The 17,671-nt window shown below is 67.7% G+C and carries 14 protein-coding genes; 11 read left to right on the top strand and 3 right to left on the bottom strand.

Annotated features, from left to right (window positions below; all coding sequences use genetic code 11):
- Window positions 1-574: 574 nt before the first annotated feature.
- The 3 genes from I6N91_RS15830 to I6N91_RS15820 all read left to right on the top strand — a co-directional run bounded on the left by I6N91_RS15830 (window position 575) and on the right by I6N91_RS15820 (window position 4,323).
- Window positions 575-1,936, top strand: coding sequence for a glycogen debranching protein (locus I6N91_RS15830; RefSeq protein ID WP_198814133.1), 1,362 nt, complete (start codon window positions 575-577; stop codon window positions 1,934-1,936).
- Window positions 1,933-3,081, top strand: coding sequence for a glycerate kinase (locus I6N91_RS15825; protein ID WP_198814132.1), 1,149 nt, complete (start codon window positions 1,933-1,935; stop codon window positions 3,079-3,081). The genes I6N91_RS15830 and I6N91_RS15825 overlap by 4 nt, the downstream gene beginning before the upstream one ends.
- 66 nt (window positions 3,082-3,147) lie before the next feature.
- A complete protein-coding gene (locus I6N91_RS15820; RefSeq protein WP_198814131.1) occupies window positions 3,148-4,323 on the top strand; it encodes an ROK family transcriptional regulator in 1,176 nt (391 codons plus the stop codon).
- Window positions 4,324-4,360: 37 nt separating this feature from the next.
- On the opposite strand, the gene I6N91_RS15815 is transcribed toward I6N91_RS15820, so the two are convergent.
- On the bottom strand, window positions 4,361-5,095 hold the full coding sequence (locus I6N91_RS15815) for a glutamine amidotransferase (RefSeq protein ID WP_198814130.1): 735 nt from the start codon (window positions 5,093-5,095) through the stop codon (window positions 4,361-4,363).
- A gap of 203 nt (window positions 5,096-5,298) precedes the next feature.
- Between I6N91_RS15815 and I6N91_RS15810 the strand changes: the two genes are divergently transcribed.
- From I6N91_RS15810 to I6N91_RS15800, 3 genes are all read left to right on the top strand, one after another.
- Window positions 5,299-5,661: a GNAT family N-acetyltransferase gene (locus tag I6N91_RS15810; protein ID WP_198814129.1), complete on the top strand. Its 363-nt coding sequence runs from the start codon at window positions 5,299-5,301 to the stop codon at window positions 5,659-5,661.
- Complete coding sequence (locus I6N91_RS15805; RefSeq protein ID WP_307843394.1) at window positions 5,658-6,134, top strand: carboxymuconolactone decarboxylase family protein; 477 nt, start codon at window positions 5,658-5,660, stop codon at window positions 6,132-6,134. Before I6N91_RS15810 ends, I6N91_RS15805 begins: the two co-directional genes overlap by 4 nt.
- A 115-nt stretch (window positions 6,135-6,249) precedes the next feature.
- A complete protein-coding gene (locus I6N91_RS15800) occupies window positions 6,250-7,473 on the top strand; it encodes a helix-turn-helix domain-containing protein (protein ID WP_198814127.1) in 1,224 nt (407 codons plus the stop codon).
- Window positions 7,474-7,543: 70 nt separating this feature from the next.
- Here the strand turns inward: I6N91_RS15800 and I6N91_RS15795 are convergent, their stop codons facing one another.
- Together I6N91_RS15795 and I6N91_RS15790 are read right to left on the bottom strand one after the other, a co-directional pair.
- Entirely contained in the window at window positions 7,544-9,454 is a 1,911-nt protein-coding gene (locus I6N91_RS15795; protein ID WP_198814125.1) for a glycoside hydrolase family 2 TIM barrel-domain containing protein, read from the bottom strand.
- A gap of 88 nt (window positions 9,455-9,542) precedes the next feature.
- Complete coding sequence (locus I6N91_RS15790; RefSeq protein WP_198814123.1) at window positions 9,543-10,601, bottom strand: LacI family DNA-binding transcriptional regulator; 1,059 nt, start codon at window positions 10,599-10,601, stop codon at window positions 9,543-9,545.
- A gap of 189 nt (window positions 10,602-10,790) precedes the next feature.
- Between I6N91_RS15790 and I6N91_RS15785 the strand changes: the two genes are divergently transcribed.
- The 5 genes from I6N91_RS15785 to I6N91_RS15765 all read left to right on the top strand — a co-directional run bounded on the left by I6N91_RS15785 (window position 10,791) and on the right by I6N91_RS15765 (window position 17,637).
- A complete protein-coding gene (locus tag I6N91_RS15785) occupies window positions 10,791-12,107 on the top strand; it encodes an ABC transporter substrate-binding protein (protein ID WP_233091937.1) in 1,317 nt (438 codons plus the stop codon).
- Between the two features lie 6 nt (window positions 12,108-12,113).
- Window positions 12,114-13,109 carry a carbohydrate ABC transporter permease gene (locus I6N91_RS15780; RefSeq protein WP_198814119.1) on the top strand — a complete coding sequence of 332 codons (996 nt, stop codon included), beginning with the start codon at window positions 12,114-12,116 and terminating at the stop codon, window positions 13,107-13,109.
- Entirely contained in the window at window positions 13,106-14,026 is a 921-nt protein-coding gene (locus I6N91_RS15775; RefSeq protein ID WP_233091936.1) for a carbohydrate ABC transporter permease, read from the top strand. Before I6N91_RS15780 ends, I6N91_RS15775 begins: the two co-directional genes overlap by 4 nt.
- 205 nt (window positions 14,027-14,231) lie before the next feature.
- Window positions 14,232-15,149: an aldose 1-epimerase family protein gene (locus I6N91_RS15770; protein ID WP_198814147.1), complete on the top strand. Its 918-nt coding sequence runs from the start codon at window positions 14,232-14,234 to the stop codon at window positions 15,147-15,149.
- Between the two features lie 118 nt (window positions 15,150-15,267).
- Complete coding sequence (locus tag I6N91_RS15765; RefSeq protein ID WP_198814117.1) at window positions 15,268-17,637, top strand: FdhF/YdeP family oxidoreductase; 2,370 nt, start codon at window positions 15,268-15,270, stop codon at window positions 17,635-17,637.
- Window positions 17,638-17,671 lie beyond the last annotated feature (34 nt).

Genomic DNA, 17,671 nt, shown 5'->3' with positions numbered 1-17,671 from the left:
TGGGAAAAGGGCGGCACCACCACCCTCGGCGACGGGGTGCTGCTGTGCTCCCACCACCACCACCGCATCCACGACGGGCCCTGGACCGTGCACTCCCGGCACGGCATCCCCTGGTTCCTCCCACCCCACCACCTGGACCCCGAGCAAAGACCCCGGCGCAACGGCTACTGGACCGCCGGACCCCCAAAGGCTCCACACCACCACTTCTCGACTGAGTGGCCCGCCACACGCGCATCCGAACGTCCGCCCCACCGAGGGAGTGCCGCGCAATCGCCTCGTTCCGGCTCCACCCACCAAACCCCACCGCAACCGCGTCACTTCAGCAGGCCCTCCGAGAACCCCTGTTCGATCCGAACACTTGACACTTCCAAACTTTTGTCTGAGTCTTGGACGAAAGGCGCAATGGAGCACTCTCGATCGGAGCACCAGTGAAAAACACCCCTCCCCAACTTCTGCAGCGCTCCGTCTCACGACGCAGCGCCCTCCTTGGCGGGATAGGCGCGGCCCTCTCAGTTCCCTTCCTCGCCTCCTGTGCCGGCTTCGATAGCGAAACCGCGATGGCGCTGGTGGCACGATGATCACCGAAACCCTCAGCACCGCAGAGCTGCGCGCCGCCGCCATCGAAGTCCTGCGCGTGAACGACCTGGGCACCATGACCACGGCCGCACCCAACCTCTACCCGCACATGTGGAGCTGGGATGCAGCCTTCGTCTCAATCGGCCTGGCCCGGGTCAAGGTTCCCCGCGCCATCACCGAGCTCCGGACGCTCCTGGCCGCCCAGTGGTCCACGGGCATGATCCCCCACATTGTCTTCACCGACGACGACACCGGCTACTTCCCCGGGTTCGACCGCTGGGGAACCGCCAACGCCGCGGCGCTGCCGCCGGGGACCCGGAGCAGCGGGATCTGCCAGCCGCCGGTCCACGCGATCGCCCTGCGCCATATCCTCGACCGGGCACGCGAGAACGGCGGAAGCGACCAGCAGGCCGCCGAGGCCTTCCTCGCCGAGTCCTTCGACGGCTGGCTCGCCTGGCACCGCTGGCTGGCCACCGTCCGGGACCCCGACGGCGTGGGCCTCGTTGAGATCCACCACGGCTGGGAATCGGGCTTCGACAATTCTCCGCGCTGGGACGGACCCTACTCCCGCCTCACCCCCGGGGAGGTCAAGCCGTTCACGCGCCGGGACACCCTGCACGTCGCCCATGCCAGCGAGCGCCCCGACGACGCCGAGTACACCAAGTACCTCTGGCTCGTCCAGCAGATGGCCTCGGTCCGGTTCGACGACGACGCTGTCCGCGACACCGTTGACTTCCGGGTCCGCGATGTGTTCTTCTCGGGCATTATGGCTGCTTCGAGTGAGGTGCTTGCCGGGCTCGGGGACGAACTCGGCCGCGACGGGGAGGCCGCCGAGCTCCGGGAACTGGCCGAACGGTTCCGTGCCGGGGTGGCGTCAACGGTCGATCCCGCCACCGGCCTGGCCCGCGACTACGACGTGCTGGCCGACGAGTGGATTTCCACCGACACGGTCTCCGGCTTCGCACCGCTGGTGGCCGGCGGTGACTCCGGTCTGCTCGAGCGCCAGCGTGACCTGCTCCAGGGCCCGCACTGGATGGGACACCCGGACCTGCGGTTCCCGCTGCCGCCCTCCACCTCTCCCTCGAGCCCGGCGTTCCGCCCCCGCACCTACTGGCGCGGGCCGGTCTGGCCCTTCCTCAACCTGCTCCTGGGCTGGGCCAGCGCCCGCGACGGCCAGGAACACCTCTACGGAGGCCTGCGCTCGGCCTCCCTGGACCAGCTCTCCGACCTGAAGTTCGCCGAATACTACGACCCCCTGAGTGGAACGCCGTTAGGCAGCTTCGCCCAGGCGTGGACGGCCGCAGCGGCCCTCGAATGGATCGGCGCACCCGGAGGAACATCTCCGGATACCCCGTCATGAGAACCGTCCTCATCGCCAGCGACAAGTTCAAGGGCTCCCTGGGCGCCCCCAGCGTGTGCGCCGCCGTCGGCCGCGGCCTGACGGCGCACCGCCCGGACCTGCGGGTGGTTCGCATGCCCATCGCCGACGGCGGGGACGGAACCCTCGATGCCGCGGTCGGCGCCGGATACGCCCGGCGGGAGGTGATGGTCACCGGCCCCACCGGGGAGCGGCTGGCCGCTGCCTTCGCCTGGCACGAGGAGACGGCCACCGCCGTCGTCGAGATGGCGCAGGCCTCGGGGCTCGAAAAGCTGCCCGGAGGAATCCCCGCCCCGCTGGCCGCCACGACCTACGGCACCGGTGAGCTGGTGCGGGCCGCCCTCGACGCCGGTGCCCGCCGGATCATCCTCGGCGTCGGCGGCAGCGCCTCGACCGACGGGGGCCTGGGCTTCCTTGAGGCGCTCGGCGCCCTCGCCGTCAACCGCCGCGGCCGCGCACTCGGCCGCGGCGGCGGGGCCCTGGCCGACCTGGGCCGGCTCGACTTCACGACGCTCGATGCCCGGCTCGCCACCTGCCAGGTGATCCTCGCAACCGACGTCGACAACCCCCTCCTCGGGCCTCGGGGCGCGGCAGCGGTGTACGGGCCGCAGAAGGGCGCCTCGCCCGCCGACGTCGCCGCACTCGAAGACGGGCTGCGGCACTACGCCGAAGCGGTCCACCGTGCCTGCGGGTCCGACCCCAACGTCAGCGAGGCGCCCGGGGCCGGGGCCGCCGGAGGGCTCGGCTTTGCCGCACTGGCGGTCCTCGAGGCCACCACCCGGCCCGGGGTCGAGGTGGTCCTCGAACTCGTCGGGTTCGCCGACGCGCTCGCCCGGCTGGGCGAGGGGGACCTGGTGATCACCGGTGAAGGCTCCCTCGACGCCCAGACCCTCAGCGGCAAGGCACCGGCCGGGGTGGCCCGCGCCGCCCTGGCCCGCGGCCTGCCCGTCGCCGCGGTCTGCGGACGGCGGACCCTCACCACCGAGGAACTGCAGGGACTCGGAATCGCCCGCGCCTACGCACTGACCGAGCTGGAGCAGGACCTGCAGAAATCCATCCGCAATGCCGATGCCCTGCTGGGCACCCTCGGCCACCGGATCGCCGAGGACTGGTTCCCCGCGGCCTGACCCGGCGCGGGCCGGAGGGCCGAACGGCCTGCGGTAGGCTGGACGACCGGACAGGAGGGGACGGAAATGGCTGTTGAGCGTGTGCCAGCAGGGCTGGGTGGGGCCGCCTCCCACGGCAGCCTCCTTGACCTGATCCGTTCCACCGGTGGCCTGTCCCGCCAGCAGCTGCTGGCGGCCACCGGCATGTCGCGTGCCACCCTCTACGAACGCCTCGATGCCCTGGTGCGCCGCGGCCTGGTCTACGAGGCCGAACCACTCGAGGCCACGGGCGGGCGCCGCTCCCGCAAGATCCGGTTCGACGACCGGGGACGCGTCATCCTCGCCTTCGCCCTCGGCCAGACCCATGCCACGGTCAGCGTCACCGACACCGGAGGCCGGCAGCTGCGCACCCGCACCCTGGCCCACCGGATCTCCGAATCCGCCGACACCGTCCTGGGGCCGCTGCTGGCGGCCGGGGCCGAACTGCTGGAGCAGGAAACCTCAGAGATCCTCACCGGCGTGGGGGTGAGCGTGCCCTCCCCGGTCGAGGCGGCCACCGGCCACGTGGTCCACTCAACGACGATCCCCGGCTGGCCGCCGGACGCCGTTGTCGCCGCCATGTCCGGGCGCTGGCCGGTGCCCCTCGTCATCGAGAATGACGCACGCACCGCGGCGCTGGGCGAACGCAGGACCGACGCCGAAACCCTCGTCTACATCAAGGTCGCCACCGGCATCGGCTGCGGGATCGTTGTCGACGGCTCGATCCTTCACGGCGCCCACGGCGCGGCGGGCGACATCGGGCATATCCGCGTCGCCCCCAACGGGCCGGTGTGCAGCTGCGGCCGACACGGCTGCCTTGCCACCTTCAGTTCGGGGCGCTCCCTGGGCCTGAAGCTAGGCCCGGCCGGCTACCCCACCCTCCCGGAGATCAGCGCCGCCGCCCGGCGGGACGAACCGGTGGTGATTGACGCACTGACGGCGGCCGCCGACGTCCTGGGACGGGCACTTGCGACCACCGTCACCACCATCAACCCCGACCGGCTGGTCCTCGGAGGTACCATCGGGGTGCTCCCCGCGTTCGTCGACCAGGTGCGGGAGCGGGTGATGTCCGACGTCGTCGGACGGATCGCCAAGGGCCTCACCGTCGAAGGCGGAGCGGCGGGCGACGATGCCGCCCTGGAGGGGCTCACCACCCTGGTGATGCGGAAGGTCTTCGCCCCTGCAGCCATCGACGGGTTCCTGCTGCAGTACGCGCTCAGCTAGCGCGACCCGCGCCCGCCGAAGCGCCCCCGGAGGCCGCTCAGCTCACCGCGTACCGGCGGACGAAATTGCGCAGGATCCGGGCGGGATGATCCACCCGGTAGCCGCGGGCCCGCCGCATGTAGTCCTCGGCCTCCTCGGGCGGGAAGTACCCGGCGTTGCGGTAGATCGAAATCCGTTCGACCAAGGCATCGACGTCGAGCTCCGGATGGAACTGGGTGGCATAGAGGTTTTCCTTGATCCGGAACATCTGGATCGGACAAGCCGGTGACGAGGCAAGGACCACCGCGCCCCGCGGAGGGGTGGCACAGGCTTCCTTATGGCCGACGAAGGCGGTGAAGGCCTCCGGCACGCCCTCGAGCAGCGGATCCTCGGCGCCCGCTCCGCTGAGCGTCACCGTCGCGGCACCGACCGGCTCACCGAACGTCCGATCGATCACCGCCCCCTGGTGCCGGCCCAGCGTTCCCACGCCGTAGCAGGCACCTAGGAAGGGAAAGTCCTCCGCCACAACCTCGTCGAGGAGGGTGCCGAGTTCCCGCTCGACCCGGCGCTGCTCGGCCGATTTCTCCTCCTCGGGATCCGACGAGTTGTAGGGGCTGCCGCCCACGAAGATCCCGGAGTACCGCTCCAGGTCGATCGGCGGAAGCGGTCCGTGCTCCACCCTCACCCGGTGGAGCTCGTCCGGTACGAGCCCGCCGAAGCGCAGGAATCCCCGATATTCGCCCTCGGCGGCAGCGTCGTCGGCACGGGTGGCCAGCAGGAGAAACGGTTTCACCCCTCGAATGCTACTGCGTTCAGCACGGGGCCGCCGGACCGGACCACCCGGCCGCGCCACCTTCCTCCGCGGGGGAGGTCCGGGCCGATCGGTGCAAGAATTGAAAAGGAAAGCGAAAGGACAACGGGCCCGCCGACGGGCGCCGGCAGCCGCGCGAGCGGACCCTGCCGCCGGGCGGCCCTTCTTCCGACGGAGGACAGGCAATGGACGCAGGGCAGAACGGCAGCGCTGGCGTGGACGCCCCGCTGCGGGTGATGAACGTTCCCGAACGCCGCCGCTACGAACTGGTGGAAGAGGGCTCGGGCACCATTGGTTTCACCGACTATCGACTGCGCCCGTCCTCCAACCAGATCCTGCTCCTCCACACCGAGGTCGATCGCGCCTACTCCGGCCGCGGACTCGGTGCGCAGCTTGCCCGCTTCGCCCTTGACGACGCCGGCGCAAGCGGCCTGCGGATCGTTCCGCTGTGTCCCTACATCGCGACCTACCTCCGCACCCACCATGAATGGGACCACCTCATCGACAAGCCAGCCACCGCCGCCCGACAGGAAGCAGACCCTTCGTGACCACCGATTCCCAGCCCCGCACCGCCCGCCGCGTCTTCCTCGACAAGGAAGACCCAGCACTCTTCCGCGCCCTCAACGGCCTGGCCCTGAAGGTCAAGGAAACGGCCGACGCAGCAGGAATCGGCGCGGAGCTTTCGGAGCTGATCAAGGTCAGGGTCTCCCAGCTCAACGGCTGCGCCTACTGCCTTGACGTCCACACAGAGGAGGCCCTCGCGGCGGGAGTCTCCCCACGCCGGCTGTCGGTACTTCCTGCCTGGCGCGACACCGACCTGTTCAGCGAGCAGGAGCGGGCCGGCCTCGCGCTTGCCGAGAGCGCCACGCTGCTTCCTCCCTCGGAGGTCCTCGATGAGGAACACTCGAAAGCCCGGAAGGTCCTGAGCGACGCCGAATTCTCAGCGGTGAACTGGATCGCCATCACCATCGGGGCGTTTAACCGCATCTCGATCATCAGCCGCCATCCCGTGCGGGAGTAGCGTGGAGCTCCAGGGCCGTCCGGCGTGACAGGGCGTGTCAAAGATTTGACGGGTCAGTAAAGGCGCATAGGCTGTCCCCGGGGACGCACCGGGCTCCCCTGGGGGAGGAAATGGCATGGCATTCGGCGACGAACTGAGGAGCGCCCGCACGGCGAGGAAACTCACCCAGAGCGAGCTCGGAGCCGGCCGGTACTCGGCGAGTTACGTTTCCCTCCTTGAAAGTGGTCAGCGCCAGCCCAGCAGGGAGATGGCCTGGCGTTTCGCCGACCTGCTCAAGCTGAACCCGCAGACCGTCCTCGGCTGGATCCGAACCGGCCCCACCGACGACGGCGGTGCGCTCGCCGCCGCCCTGCAGCACGCCCAGAACGCCTGGGACCTCAAGGACTACGCCCTCGCGGCCTCCGAATCCGAATATGTTGCCAGCCTGGCCCGCGAGCAGTCGAATTCGGCGATCTGGTGGCACTTCACCAATCTCCAGGCCGAGGCATACTCAGCCCTGCGGCGCCCCGATCTCGCGGAGGAGACGCTTACCGAACTGCTCGCCCACCCCCTGACTGGTGAATGGCCCGAGCTCGAGGCGACCGTGCTGAGCGCGCTCTCCGTTGCGAAACGCGCCACCGGAGCCCTGGACGAGGCGATCACCCTCGCCCGCTCCGCCGTCGCCGCCGCGTCCACACTCCCCGACCACTCGGTGACCCGCCTCAAATGCGGATTCATCCTCGTGGCTGCCCTGTCGGTTCGGGGGGACTACGAAGAGGCCTGGGAGGAAGCCCTTCCACTCACCGACCTCTCGACGGTGCCGGGCATGTCCTCCCCTACGATCGGAAGGGCCGGCTGGGTGGTCGGCAATATCGCGTTCCGCCGCGGCGATGTGGAAACCGGCCTGGCCCAGCACGCCATCGCGGCACAGCACCTCACCCCCCACACCGATGTGGGGCTTTGGGCGCACTTCAACAGGGCCTCAGCCTCGGCGCGCCTCCTTGCCGGCCTCTCGGACGACGCCGTCGAACAGTGCCTCGCCAACGCCGATCTGGGGTTCCGCATTGCCGGCACGGACTCCGAACGGTCGGAACTGCTGCTCGCCTGGGCCCACCTCCACTCGCTGCGCGGTGACCTCGGTGCCGCCTATGCGCTGATCGAACAGGTGAAGGACCCGGAGGACCTCGAGTTCGAATCAGCAGGCCTGAGGGAGCGCCTCCTCGGCCAGTACCACGCCAGCGTGGACGCACCGGCGCCGGCCCGCAGGCACTACCTCCGGGCGGCCAAGCACTACTCCGACGCCGGGGACCCCGAAACCGCCTCCGAGGTCCTCAACGAGCTGCTGGACACCAGCCTCTGACCGGCCGCTTAATGGAGACCGCCCGCCCACCGGCTCAAGGCAGGTGGGCGGGCGGAAGCGGATCGGCGGCCTAGGAGCCGACGGCTGCTGAGGCTGCGGGCCCCGGCTGCCACTGCGGGAGGATCATCTCGCCCTCATCCACGACATTGTCGTGGGTTTCCTTCGCACCGTTGGTGACGATGGCACGGATCACCTCGACCGGGAGCTTCGGCTTCCGGTTTTCGTCGGTGAGCCCGTTGGCCTCCTGCATCGTGTCGGTGAGCTGGGTGTAGCAGAATCCCGCAAGCACCGGGCTCGTCTGCAGGGCGGAGAACAGACCGCCGACGCGGTCGGCGAAGTCCTCGGGGGAATCGACGGTGGAGTAGCCCCAGGTGGCGATGGGACTGTTCGGCGCATAGGTCACCCCGCCGAACTCCGAAACCATCACCGGCTTCCCGCTTCCACCGGTGGGAAGGGTCGTCAGCCTGCGGCCGGCCGGACCCACCCCCTCAACGAGGCCCTCGACCGCCTCGGCGGTCGCATAGTTCGCCTTCAGCCCGTCGTGAGTCGTCGTGTAGTCGTGGATGGTCAGCAGATCGGACTCGGTGTGCTCCCAGCCGTCGTTGGAGACGACGGGGCGGGTCGGATCGAGGGCCTTGGTGAGGTGGTACAGGGCCTGCACGAAGTGCTGCTGGGCGGGATCGTGCGAGATGTGCTGGACGCCCCAGCTCTCGTTGACCGGAACCCAGGTGACGATCGAGGGGTGCGAAATGTCACGTTCGACCACGCTCATCCACTCGCGGGTGACCCGCTGGACGGCGGTCGGGGAGAATTCGAAGGTGCTTCCGATCTCGCCCCAGATCAGCAGGCCCAGGCGGTCCGCCCAGTACAGGAAGCGGGGGTCCTCGACCTTCTCGTGGAGCCGGGCCGAGTTGAACCCCAGGTCCTTGATCAGCTGAATCTCGTCCTGAATGGCCTGGGAGTCCGGCGCGGTGTACAGGGAGTCGGGCCAGAAGCCCTGCTCCAGCACGGAGCGCACGTAAAACGGGCGGTCGTTCAGCAGGAAGTGGCCGCCGGCCTCGCCCACGCTGCGCAGGCCAAGGTAGGACCAGATCTCGTCGAGGACGTTGCCCTCCCGGTCCATCAGGACGACGCGCGCATCGAGGAGTCGCGGGTGGTCGGGAGACCACAGGAGGTTCTCATAGGCCTGGCCGTTCGCCTGGTGGGCCAGCGCGCTCGTCATGGTGAACCGTGGCTGGGAGGAGAACACCTGATGGGTGCCGAGGGGTTTGCCGCGGTAGCTGAGCTCGACCCGGACGCTCACCTCGTCGACCGGACGGGAGGACAGTTCGACGTCGAGGCTCACCGTCCCGCCGGGCACGTCGGTTCGCCAGGCGATCCGGCGGACGGAAGTGGCCGGGACGGCCTCGAGCCAGACCCGCTGCCAGATCCCGGTCGAGCGGTGGTACCAGATGACATGGGGCTCTTCGAGCCAGTCCTGCTTGCCGCGTGGCTGGGAGACGTCGTGGGGGTCGTCTTCGGCCCGGACGACGAGGACGAAGTCCTCCCCGGTCCTCGCCTGCTCCGTGATATCGAAGGAGAACGGTGTCTGACCGCCCTCGTGGGTGCCCAGCAACCGGTCGCCAGCCCATACCGAGGCCCGGTAGTCCACCGCGCCGAAGTGGATCAGCACCCGGTCCTCACCGCCGGTCCATCCGCTTGCGGCAATGTCGGCCGGGGTGAGCGTGCGCCGGTACCAGACCACCGGATGGAAGCCCGTGGCTCCGATGCCGGAGCGGGTGGATTCGGGCGGGAACGGGACGAGGATCCGTTTGCTGAAGCTGGTCGTCCCGGCTGCCCACCCGCTCTCAACCCCGGTATTTGAGTCGTCATGCTCGAACTCCCACTCCCCCGACAGATCGTGCCAGTGGCGCCGGACGAGCTGGGGCCGCGGGTAGCTGCCGTCTTGGGTGCTTGCACTGAAGGAGGAAGAGTTAGGCATGGCGTCAATCCTGACCGAATTTTTCAACGCTGTAAAGTCAATTTCGCCAAACGCTCCACGATGACGCGACTCAGGTTGGGGCGCCCGTTCAGGCCGACGGAACGGCCGGCTTGCCCTGGGGCACTGCCAGCCCGGAGGACACGGACGGGGTGCTCTGCCGGATCGTGAGTCCATGGGGAACGATCCGGTGCCGACCGACACCGCGGAAGCCGTCGATGCGTTCGGTCAGCAGTTCGAGGGCCGTCGAAGCCAGCGCCGACTTGTCCGGAGCCACCGAGGTCAGGCTCGGCGTCGTGTACTTCCCAATAGCCGTGTCATCCCACCCGAGCACCGCGATTCCATCGGGCACCGAAATGCCGGCGGCGGCGCAGGCACGCAGGGCTCCGGCGGCGAATTTGTCGTCGCGGCAGACGATGCCGTCGATGGAGACCCCCCGCTCCAGGGCAGCCCGAACCGCCTCACCGCTGGCTTCGGGCGAGAAGTCCTTTACCGACAGCACGAGCGCGGGATCCGGATCCAGCCCTGCCTCGATCAGGCCCTGCTGGTACCCAAGCAGCCGCTTGTCCGTCGAGAAGGTGACGTCGTCCTCGACGACTCCGAGGAAGGCGATGCGGCGCCGGCCCTGCCGGAGGAGGAAATGGACCGCTTCGGCCGCTGCGGCGACGTTGTCGATCATCACGTGGTCGCTGGTCGCCGGCATCGCGCCCTCCCCCAGCAGCACCAGGGGGGTGTCGTGGTGGAGCTTTGCGATGGACAGTGCGCCAATACTGACCGGGTGGAAGATGATGCCGTCCACCAGGCCGGCTTCGCGGTCCTCGAGCACTGCGTGTTCGGCGTCGAGTTTGCCCAGGGTCTGTTCGATGATGACCCGGTAGTTCCGCCGCGCCGCCTCTTCGGCGATCTGGCGGGAAAGCTCCGAGAAGTAGGGGTGGTCGATCTCCGGAATGGCGAGGGCGATCATCCCGGTTCTGCCCGTGACAAGGCGGCGGGCGGTCAGGTTCGGCCGGTAGCCGAGCTTGTCGATGGCGGCCTGCACCCGGAGCCTCAGTTCGGGCGCCACATGCGGGTAATCATGGACAACGTTGGACACGGTCTTCGTCGACACGCCTGCGACTTCGGCTACATCGACAAGTCTTACTCGCTTCACTGCCACCCCCTCGCTGGAAAATTAATACTAGTGGACAGTCGGGACTCATTGGGGCTTACTAGACATACGAGTTTACAGCGCTGTATCTTGAGGCAACGTCTACGGAACGCCGCCTTGCCGGATGGGCCGCCTGACAACGATGCGAAACGCCCCGGGCGCTGAGCACCACTTTCACCGAGGAGGACAATGATGACCTATCCGAAGCGGTTCATCCGTAACCGTGTATTCACAGCCACCGCCGTTGGGGCCACCGCCCTTCTGGCACTCACCGCCTGCGGAGGTGGCGGAGCCCAGCAGGGCACGGCCACGGAGTTCACCGGTGAATACACCGGCCCGAAGGTCGAACTCGACTACTGGAACGGGTTCACCGGCGGTGACGGCCCGTTCATGGAAAAGATGGTCGAAGAATTCAACGCCGAGCATGACAACATCAAGGTCGTCCCCAACACCATCAAGTGGGCCGACATGTACCAGAAGCTTCCCGCCGCCGTTCAGGCCGGCGAGGGCCCCGACGTCGGGGTCATGCACCTTGAGCAGCTGTCGAGCAACGCCGCCCGCAACGTCATCGTTCCCGTCGATGACCTCGCCGAGGAGCTCGAACTGACCGGTGACGACTTCACCGAAGAGGTTTGGGACGCAGGCGTGTACGAGGACAAGCGCTACGGCGTCCCGCTGGACGTTCATTCTCTGGCGATGTACTACAACACCGAGCACTTCGAGAAGGCGGGCATCACCGAGGCCCCCACCGACGCCGCATCCTTCGAGGACGCGCTGAAGAAGCTGAAGGCCGCCGGTTACGAGAACCCGTTCTGGATGCCCGCGAAGTGGCCCAGCCACCTCATGAACCTCTCCCTCCTGTGGCAGAACGGCGGCGAGCCCTACGACGCCGATGGCGCCAAGGCCACCTTCGATTCGGAGGCCGGCGTCGAGGGACTCGAATGGCAGACCTCGATCATCGAGGATGGGTACAGCCCCAAGAACGTCGCCATCGATTCCCAGTACGTCGCCTTCAAGAACGGTGAAAACTCCATCACCTGGGACGGCATCTGGCAGTTCAACGACCTCGAAGCCGCCGGCGTGCCTTACGCAGCCGCTCCGATCCCCGTGATCGGCGAGGAAGACGCAGTGTGGGCCAGCTCGCACAACTTCTTCCTCCCCCGCCAGGCCACTCCCGACGAGAACAAGGTGAACGCCGCCAAGGTCTTCATCGCCTGGATGAGCGAGAACTCCGACACCTGGGCCGGCTCAGGCATGATCCCGGCCCGCACCTCGGTGCGCGAAGGCGGAGCACTTGATGGAACCCCGCAGGAACCGATCGCTGCGAAGGTCGACTCCATGAAGTTCCTGCCTCCCGTCCCGGGTCTGGGCACCGTCCAGGCCGAGACTCTCGAGGTCGGCGTCGACAACGCGATCCTCGGCGAGCAGGAGCCCAAGGAAGCCCTTTCAAAAGTTGCTGCGAAAGCATCCCAGCTGATGGAAGAAAACCAAGCCTCGTTTGGAAAATAGCCGAACATGAAATCCTCATCCCAGGTGGGCGCCTCCTCGAAGGGGGAGGCGCCCGGGCGTCAGCCGACCACTACGCCCACCCGAATTGCGGCCCCAAAAACGAATAAGGGTGTCGCCAAGCAGGCCGCAGGCACTCCGTGGCTGTTCCTCGCTCCGTACCTGATCCTTTTCATCGGGTTCGTCCTCGTCCCCATCGTCTTTGGCCTCTGGATCAGCCTGCACGCCTGGGACTACACCCGTCCGCTTCAGCCCTTTGTCGGGCTGGCGAACTACGTGTCGCTGTTCCAGCCCGACTCGCCCTACTTTGAGAGCTTCTGGAGCTCCATGCAGGCAACGGGCATCTTCACCGTCTTCAGCGTTCCGCTGCTGCTGACCATCCCGCTGGCCGTCGCACTGCTGATGGCCTCGAAGTTCCCGGGCCGGAACTTCTTCCGCGCCGTGTACTTCGCGCCGTACGTCCTTGGCGTCGCAGTGATTTCGGTGCTCTGGCGCTACCTGCTCGACAACAACATCGGCCTCGTCAACTACTACCTCGGCGTGATCGGCCTGCCGGACAACATCGCCTGGACCACCTCCACCCCCGCGGCCTGGGTTGCCCTGATCGGCGTGACGGTGTGGTGGACCCTCGGATTCAACGCTGTCATCTACCTGGCGGCCCTGCAGGACATCCCCGCGGAGCTGTACGAAGCGGCAAGGGTCGACGGCGCCAACAAGTGGCAGCAGTTCCTCAATGTCACGATCCCCGGGCTGCGCCCCGTGTTGTCCTTCGTCACCATCGTCACGCTCATCGCCTCGGTGAACATGTTCGGCCAGTCCTACCTGATCACCCTTGGCGGTCCGGGACGTGAGACCCGCACCGCGATCTACCAGATCGCCGAAACGGGCCTGCGCAACTTCCAGATGGGGAACGCGGCAGCCATGAGCTACGTGCTCACCCTGTTCCTCATGCTCCTGAGCCTCATCGTGTTCTGGCTCTTCCGTGAAAAGAAGGAGGGGAAATGACACAGCTCACCGAGTCCGGTGCGTCAACAGCATCCGGCGCATCCGGTGCAGGGAACAGCGGGCGCCCGTCCACCAAGCGCGCCGATCCCGCCGGGCGGCGCAAGATGGTCCTGCGGCTGATCATCCTCAGCATTGTGGCGCTGATCTTCATCAGCCCGCTCATCTTCATGTTCGTCACGTCCTTCAAGACGCGTGAGGATGCCACCGGGATCCCGCCGAGCTGGATCCCCGACCCGTGGACGCTGCAGGCGTACGAGTCGATCCTCGCCCCCGGCAGCAGCACCCCGGTGCTGCGCTGGTTCCTCAACAGCATGGTGGCCGCACTGCTCCACGCGGCCCTCGTCGTCGTGATCTCCGCCCTCGCCGCCTACCCGCTGGCGCGGATGGAGTTCCGGGGCAAGAAGATCGTGTTCGGCGTCATCGTCGCCACGCTGCTGGTGCCCCCGGTCATCCTGATCATCCCGAACTACCTGATCGTGAGCGGCCTGGGCTGGCTCAACGCCCTGGTGGCGATCATCGTCCCGACCGCTGCGTCGGCCTTCGGTGTGTTCTTCATGCGGCAGTTCTTCGGAGCGCTGCCTGAAGACCTCGAGGAAGCCGCCCGGCTCGATGGGGCGAACCGGTTCGAGATGTTCACGAAGATCATCCTGCCGCTCGCGAAGCCCGCAATGGCCACGCTGGCGCTGCTGGCGTTCCTCACCAACTGGAACGACTTCCTCTGGCCGATTTACGTGCTCTTCAGCCCCGAGGTGCAGACCCTGCCCGCGGGCCTTTCGACCCTCCAGTCGGCCAACGCGGTGAGGTACGACCTGCTGATGGCCGGCGCCGTGATGGCTAGCCTTCCGGTCCTGGCGCTGTTCGTCTTCCTCCAGAGGTTCATCATCGAGGGAGTCTCACGCTCCGGCGTGAAGGGGTAACACCTGAAGGGCTGAACCCCCGAAGGGCTCACAACGGTTCCCGATTCCCCCCGGCGCACGCGCCGGGGGGAATCGCCCGTTAAGCGCCATGTCAGGGGACGACCGAAACCCCGATCCCTGCGCACTAGACTTCTGAAGGCACCTCCCGCGGAGGCGCCTTCCCAGCCAGTACCCAGCACCCACCCCAGAGGAACTCATGACACCGATGGACCCCGCAGTGCCCGTCTCGGGCCACCAGTACACGCTTCGCGCCGGCGGCTACACCGCCGACATCGCCGGTGTCGGAGCCTCGGTCCGCCGGCTGCGCTTCGAGGGCCGGGACCTCGTCGTGCCCTACGAGGAATCCGAGGTCCGCCCCTTCTTCCGCGGTGCACTCCTGGCGCCCTGGCCCAACCGGATCGTCGACGCCCGGTACACCTTCGGCGGGAAGGAAAACTTCCTCGCAATGACCGAGCCCAACCGCGGTCACGCCCTGCACGGGCTGATGGCCTGGCAGGACTGGGTTGCCGAGGAGCACACCGAGTCCTCCGTCCGGCTTCGTGCCGAGGTGGTCCCCCAGGACGGCTACCCCTTCCGCCTCCTGGTCCAGGTTGACTACGTGCTCGACGACGGCGGCCTGTCCACGACGGTGACGGCGACAAACACCGGGCCCTCCCCCGCCCCCTACGGCACCGCGCCGCACCCGTATCTCGTGGGCGGGAACGGCCTCGTCGACGATTGGACCCTCTCCCTGCCCGCGGACTCCGTCCTGAACGTCACCGAGGACCGGCTGATCCCCACCACCCTCGACCCGGTGCACGAGGAGTTCGATTTCCGAGCTCCTCGCGCCGTGGGCGCGACCTTCATCGACCATGCCTTCACGGACCTGGCGTACGACGCCGACGGGCGGGTCACCGTGGGTGTCACCGGCACCGACGGCCGCGGCGCGGGCATCACCTTCGGCCGGGACTGCCCCTGGGTGCAGGTGCACACTGCGGACCAGCCGGACCCTGCGGTCTCCCGCATCGGCATGGCCGTGGAGCCCATGACGTGCCCGCCGGATGCCTTCAATTCGGGCACCGACCTCGTCGTGCTGGCTCCCGGCGGATCCCACGAGGCGCGCTGGAGCATCCACACCCTCTAGGGGCCAACAAAGGGTTGCGGCGGCTCCGCGCGCCTGCTAGTCCTGAGTGACAAGGTGTTCCGCAGAGGAACCGGCATGCGCCCAGGGACGAGCGGTGCCGGAAGAAGGGAAGTGCACCGTGGTCCGCAGCAACCCTCCGGTCGAGGAACCCGACGAGAAGAACGTCGAGGTCAAGAACCGGCCGAAAAACTGGGCCGCCGGCGTGCCGGGGGTCTACTACTCAATGAAGCCGGCGCTCGAGCACATGGGGGTGGACCGGACCCGGAAGACCCTGCTGGCGCTGAACCAGAAGGACGGTTTCGACTGTCCCAGTTGCGCCTGGCCCGACCCGAACCACCGCAAGGCCTTCGAGTTCTGCGAAAACGGCGCCAAGGCGGTGACCTGGGAGGCCACCCCCGTCGTCATCGGCACTGAGTTCTGGGCCGAACACTCGCTGACCGACCTGCGTGCACGCACCGAGTACTGGCTCGGCATGCAGGGCCGGCTTACCGAGCCCGTCTACAAGGCCGCCGGCGAGGACCACTACCGTCCGGTGGGCTGGGACGAGGCGTTCTCGATTGTCGCCCGGAAACTCAACTCCCTGGAATCCCCGCATGAGGCGGCCTTCTACACCAGCGGGCGGACCTCGAACGAGGCGGCGTTCCTCTACCAGCTGTTCGTCCGGGGCTTCGGCACGAACAACCTGCCCGACTGCTCGAACATGTGCCATGAGTCCTCGGGCTGGGGCATGGGCCAGACGATCGGCATCGGCAAGGCCACCATCACCTACGACGACTTCGCGAAGTCGGACCTGATCATCATCCTCGGCCAGAATCCGGGGACCAACCATCCGCGCATGCTCACCGCGCTGGAGGAGGCCAAGGAGTACGGCGCGAAGATCGTCGCCGTAAACCCCCTGCCCGAGGCGGGCCTGCGGAGGTACAAGAACCCGCAGCGGGTCAGCGGCATCGTCGGGCGCGGCACCGAGATCGCCGATCAGTTCCTGCAGATCCGGCTCGGCGGCGACATGGCGCTGCTCCAGGCCGTCTCCAAGCGGGTGTTCGAGGCCGAGGCAAGGAATCCGGGCAAGGTCCTCGACCACGACTTCCTCGAGAAGCACTGCGAGGGCCTCGATGAGCTCCGCGAGCACCTCGCCCAGCTCGACGAGCAGGCGGTGCTCGAGGCGACCGGGCTGCGCAGCGAGGAGATCGACGAACTTGCCGCACGCTACCTGCGGGCCGAGCGGGTCATCATTACGTGGGCGATGGGGATCACGCAGCAGAAGAAGGCAGTCCCCACGATCAAGGAGATCATCAACCTGCTGCTGCTGCGCGGCAATATCGGCAAGCCCGGTGCCGGTGCCTCCCCCATCCGCGGGCACAGCAATGTGCAGGGCGACCGCACCATGGGCATCTGGGAGCAGATGCCGTCGACCTTCCTCGACGCGCTCGGCAAGGAGTTCTCCTTTGACGTGCCGAGGGACCACGGCGTCGACTCCGTCGAAAGCATCCACCAGATGCGCGACGGGAAGATTAAGGTGCTCGTCGCCCTCGGCGGCAACCTGGTGTCGGCCATCTCCGACACACAGGTCGCCGAGGCGGCCTTCGCCAACACCGAGATGACCGTGCAGATCTCCACCAAGCTCAACCGCTCCCACCTGATCACCGGGGAAGAGGCCCTGATCCTGCCGACCATGGGGCGCACCGAAATCGACGTGCAGGAGAGCGGCCGCCAGTTCGTCTCGGTCGAGGACACAGTGTGCGCCGTCCACCCCTCATTTGGCAGCGTGGAGCCGGTGTCGCACACCCTGCTCTCCGAGCCGGTGATCATCAGCCGGCTGGCCCGCGAGACGCTCGGCGACCGGGTGAAGGCAGACTGGGCCGGCTTCGAGAAGAACTACGACCTCATCCGCGAACACATCTCCCACGTCGTTGACGGCTGCGAGAACTACAACGAGCGGATCCGGCAGGACGGCGGTTTCGTGCTGCCCAACGGACCACGGGACTCGCGGACTTTCCGCACCCCCACGGGTCGTGCCGTGCTGACTGTGAATGACCTTGAGCCCCTCGAGCGTCCGCCGGGCACCCTGATCCTCCAGACCGTACGCTCGCACGACCAGTGGAATACCACCATCTACGGGCACAACGACCGCTACCGAGGCATCCGGAAGGGCCGCCACGTCGTGTTCGTCAGCCCCGAGGACATCGCCGAGCTCGGCCTGTCCGACGGCCAGCAGGTCGACCTGCACGGCGTGTACGACGACGGGATCCAACGCGTGCTGCGCGACTTCCGGCTGGTGTCCTATCCCACCGCCCGGGGATGCGCCGCGGCCTACTACCCGGAGGCCAATGTCCTCGTCCCGCTGGACTCGGTGGCCGAGGGAAGCAACACCCCGGTGTCGAAGGCGGTCCTGATTCGGCTCGAGCCGACTGCTCGTGACGCGGCGGGCGAGGAGGCGGGTGAGGCGGCGGACGCGAACGCCGGTTCCGCGGCGGCGGCGCCGGCCTGAGAATTTCGCGGGATTTTCCCGTGGAAATGTCGAT

It is taken from the genome of Arthrobacter sp. MSA 4-2 (genome assembly GCF_016405885.1).
Taxonomy (GTDB): Bacteria; Actinomycetota; Actinomycetes; order Actinomycetales; family Micrococcaceae; genus Arthrobacter_D.
Note: the sequence above shows the minus strand (reverse complement) of the source record. Positions and strands in the feature narration are given on the sequence as shown.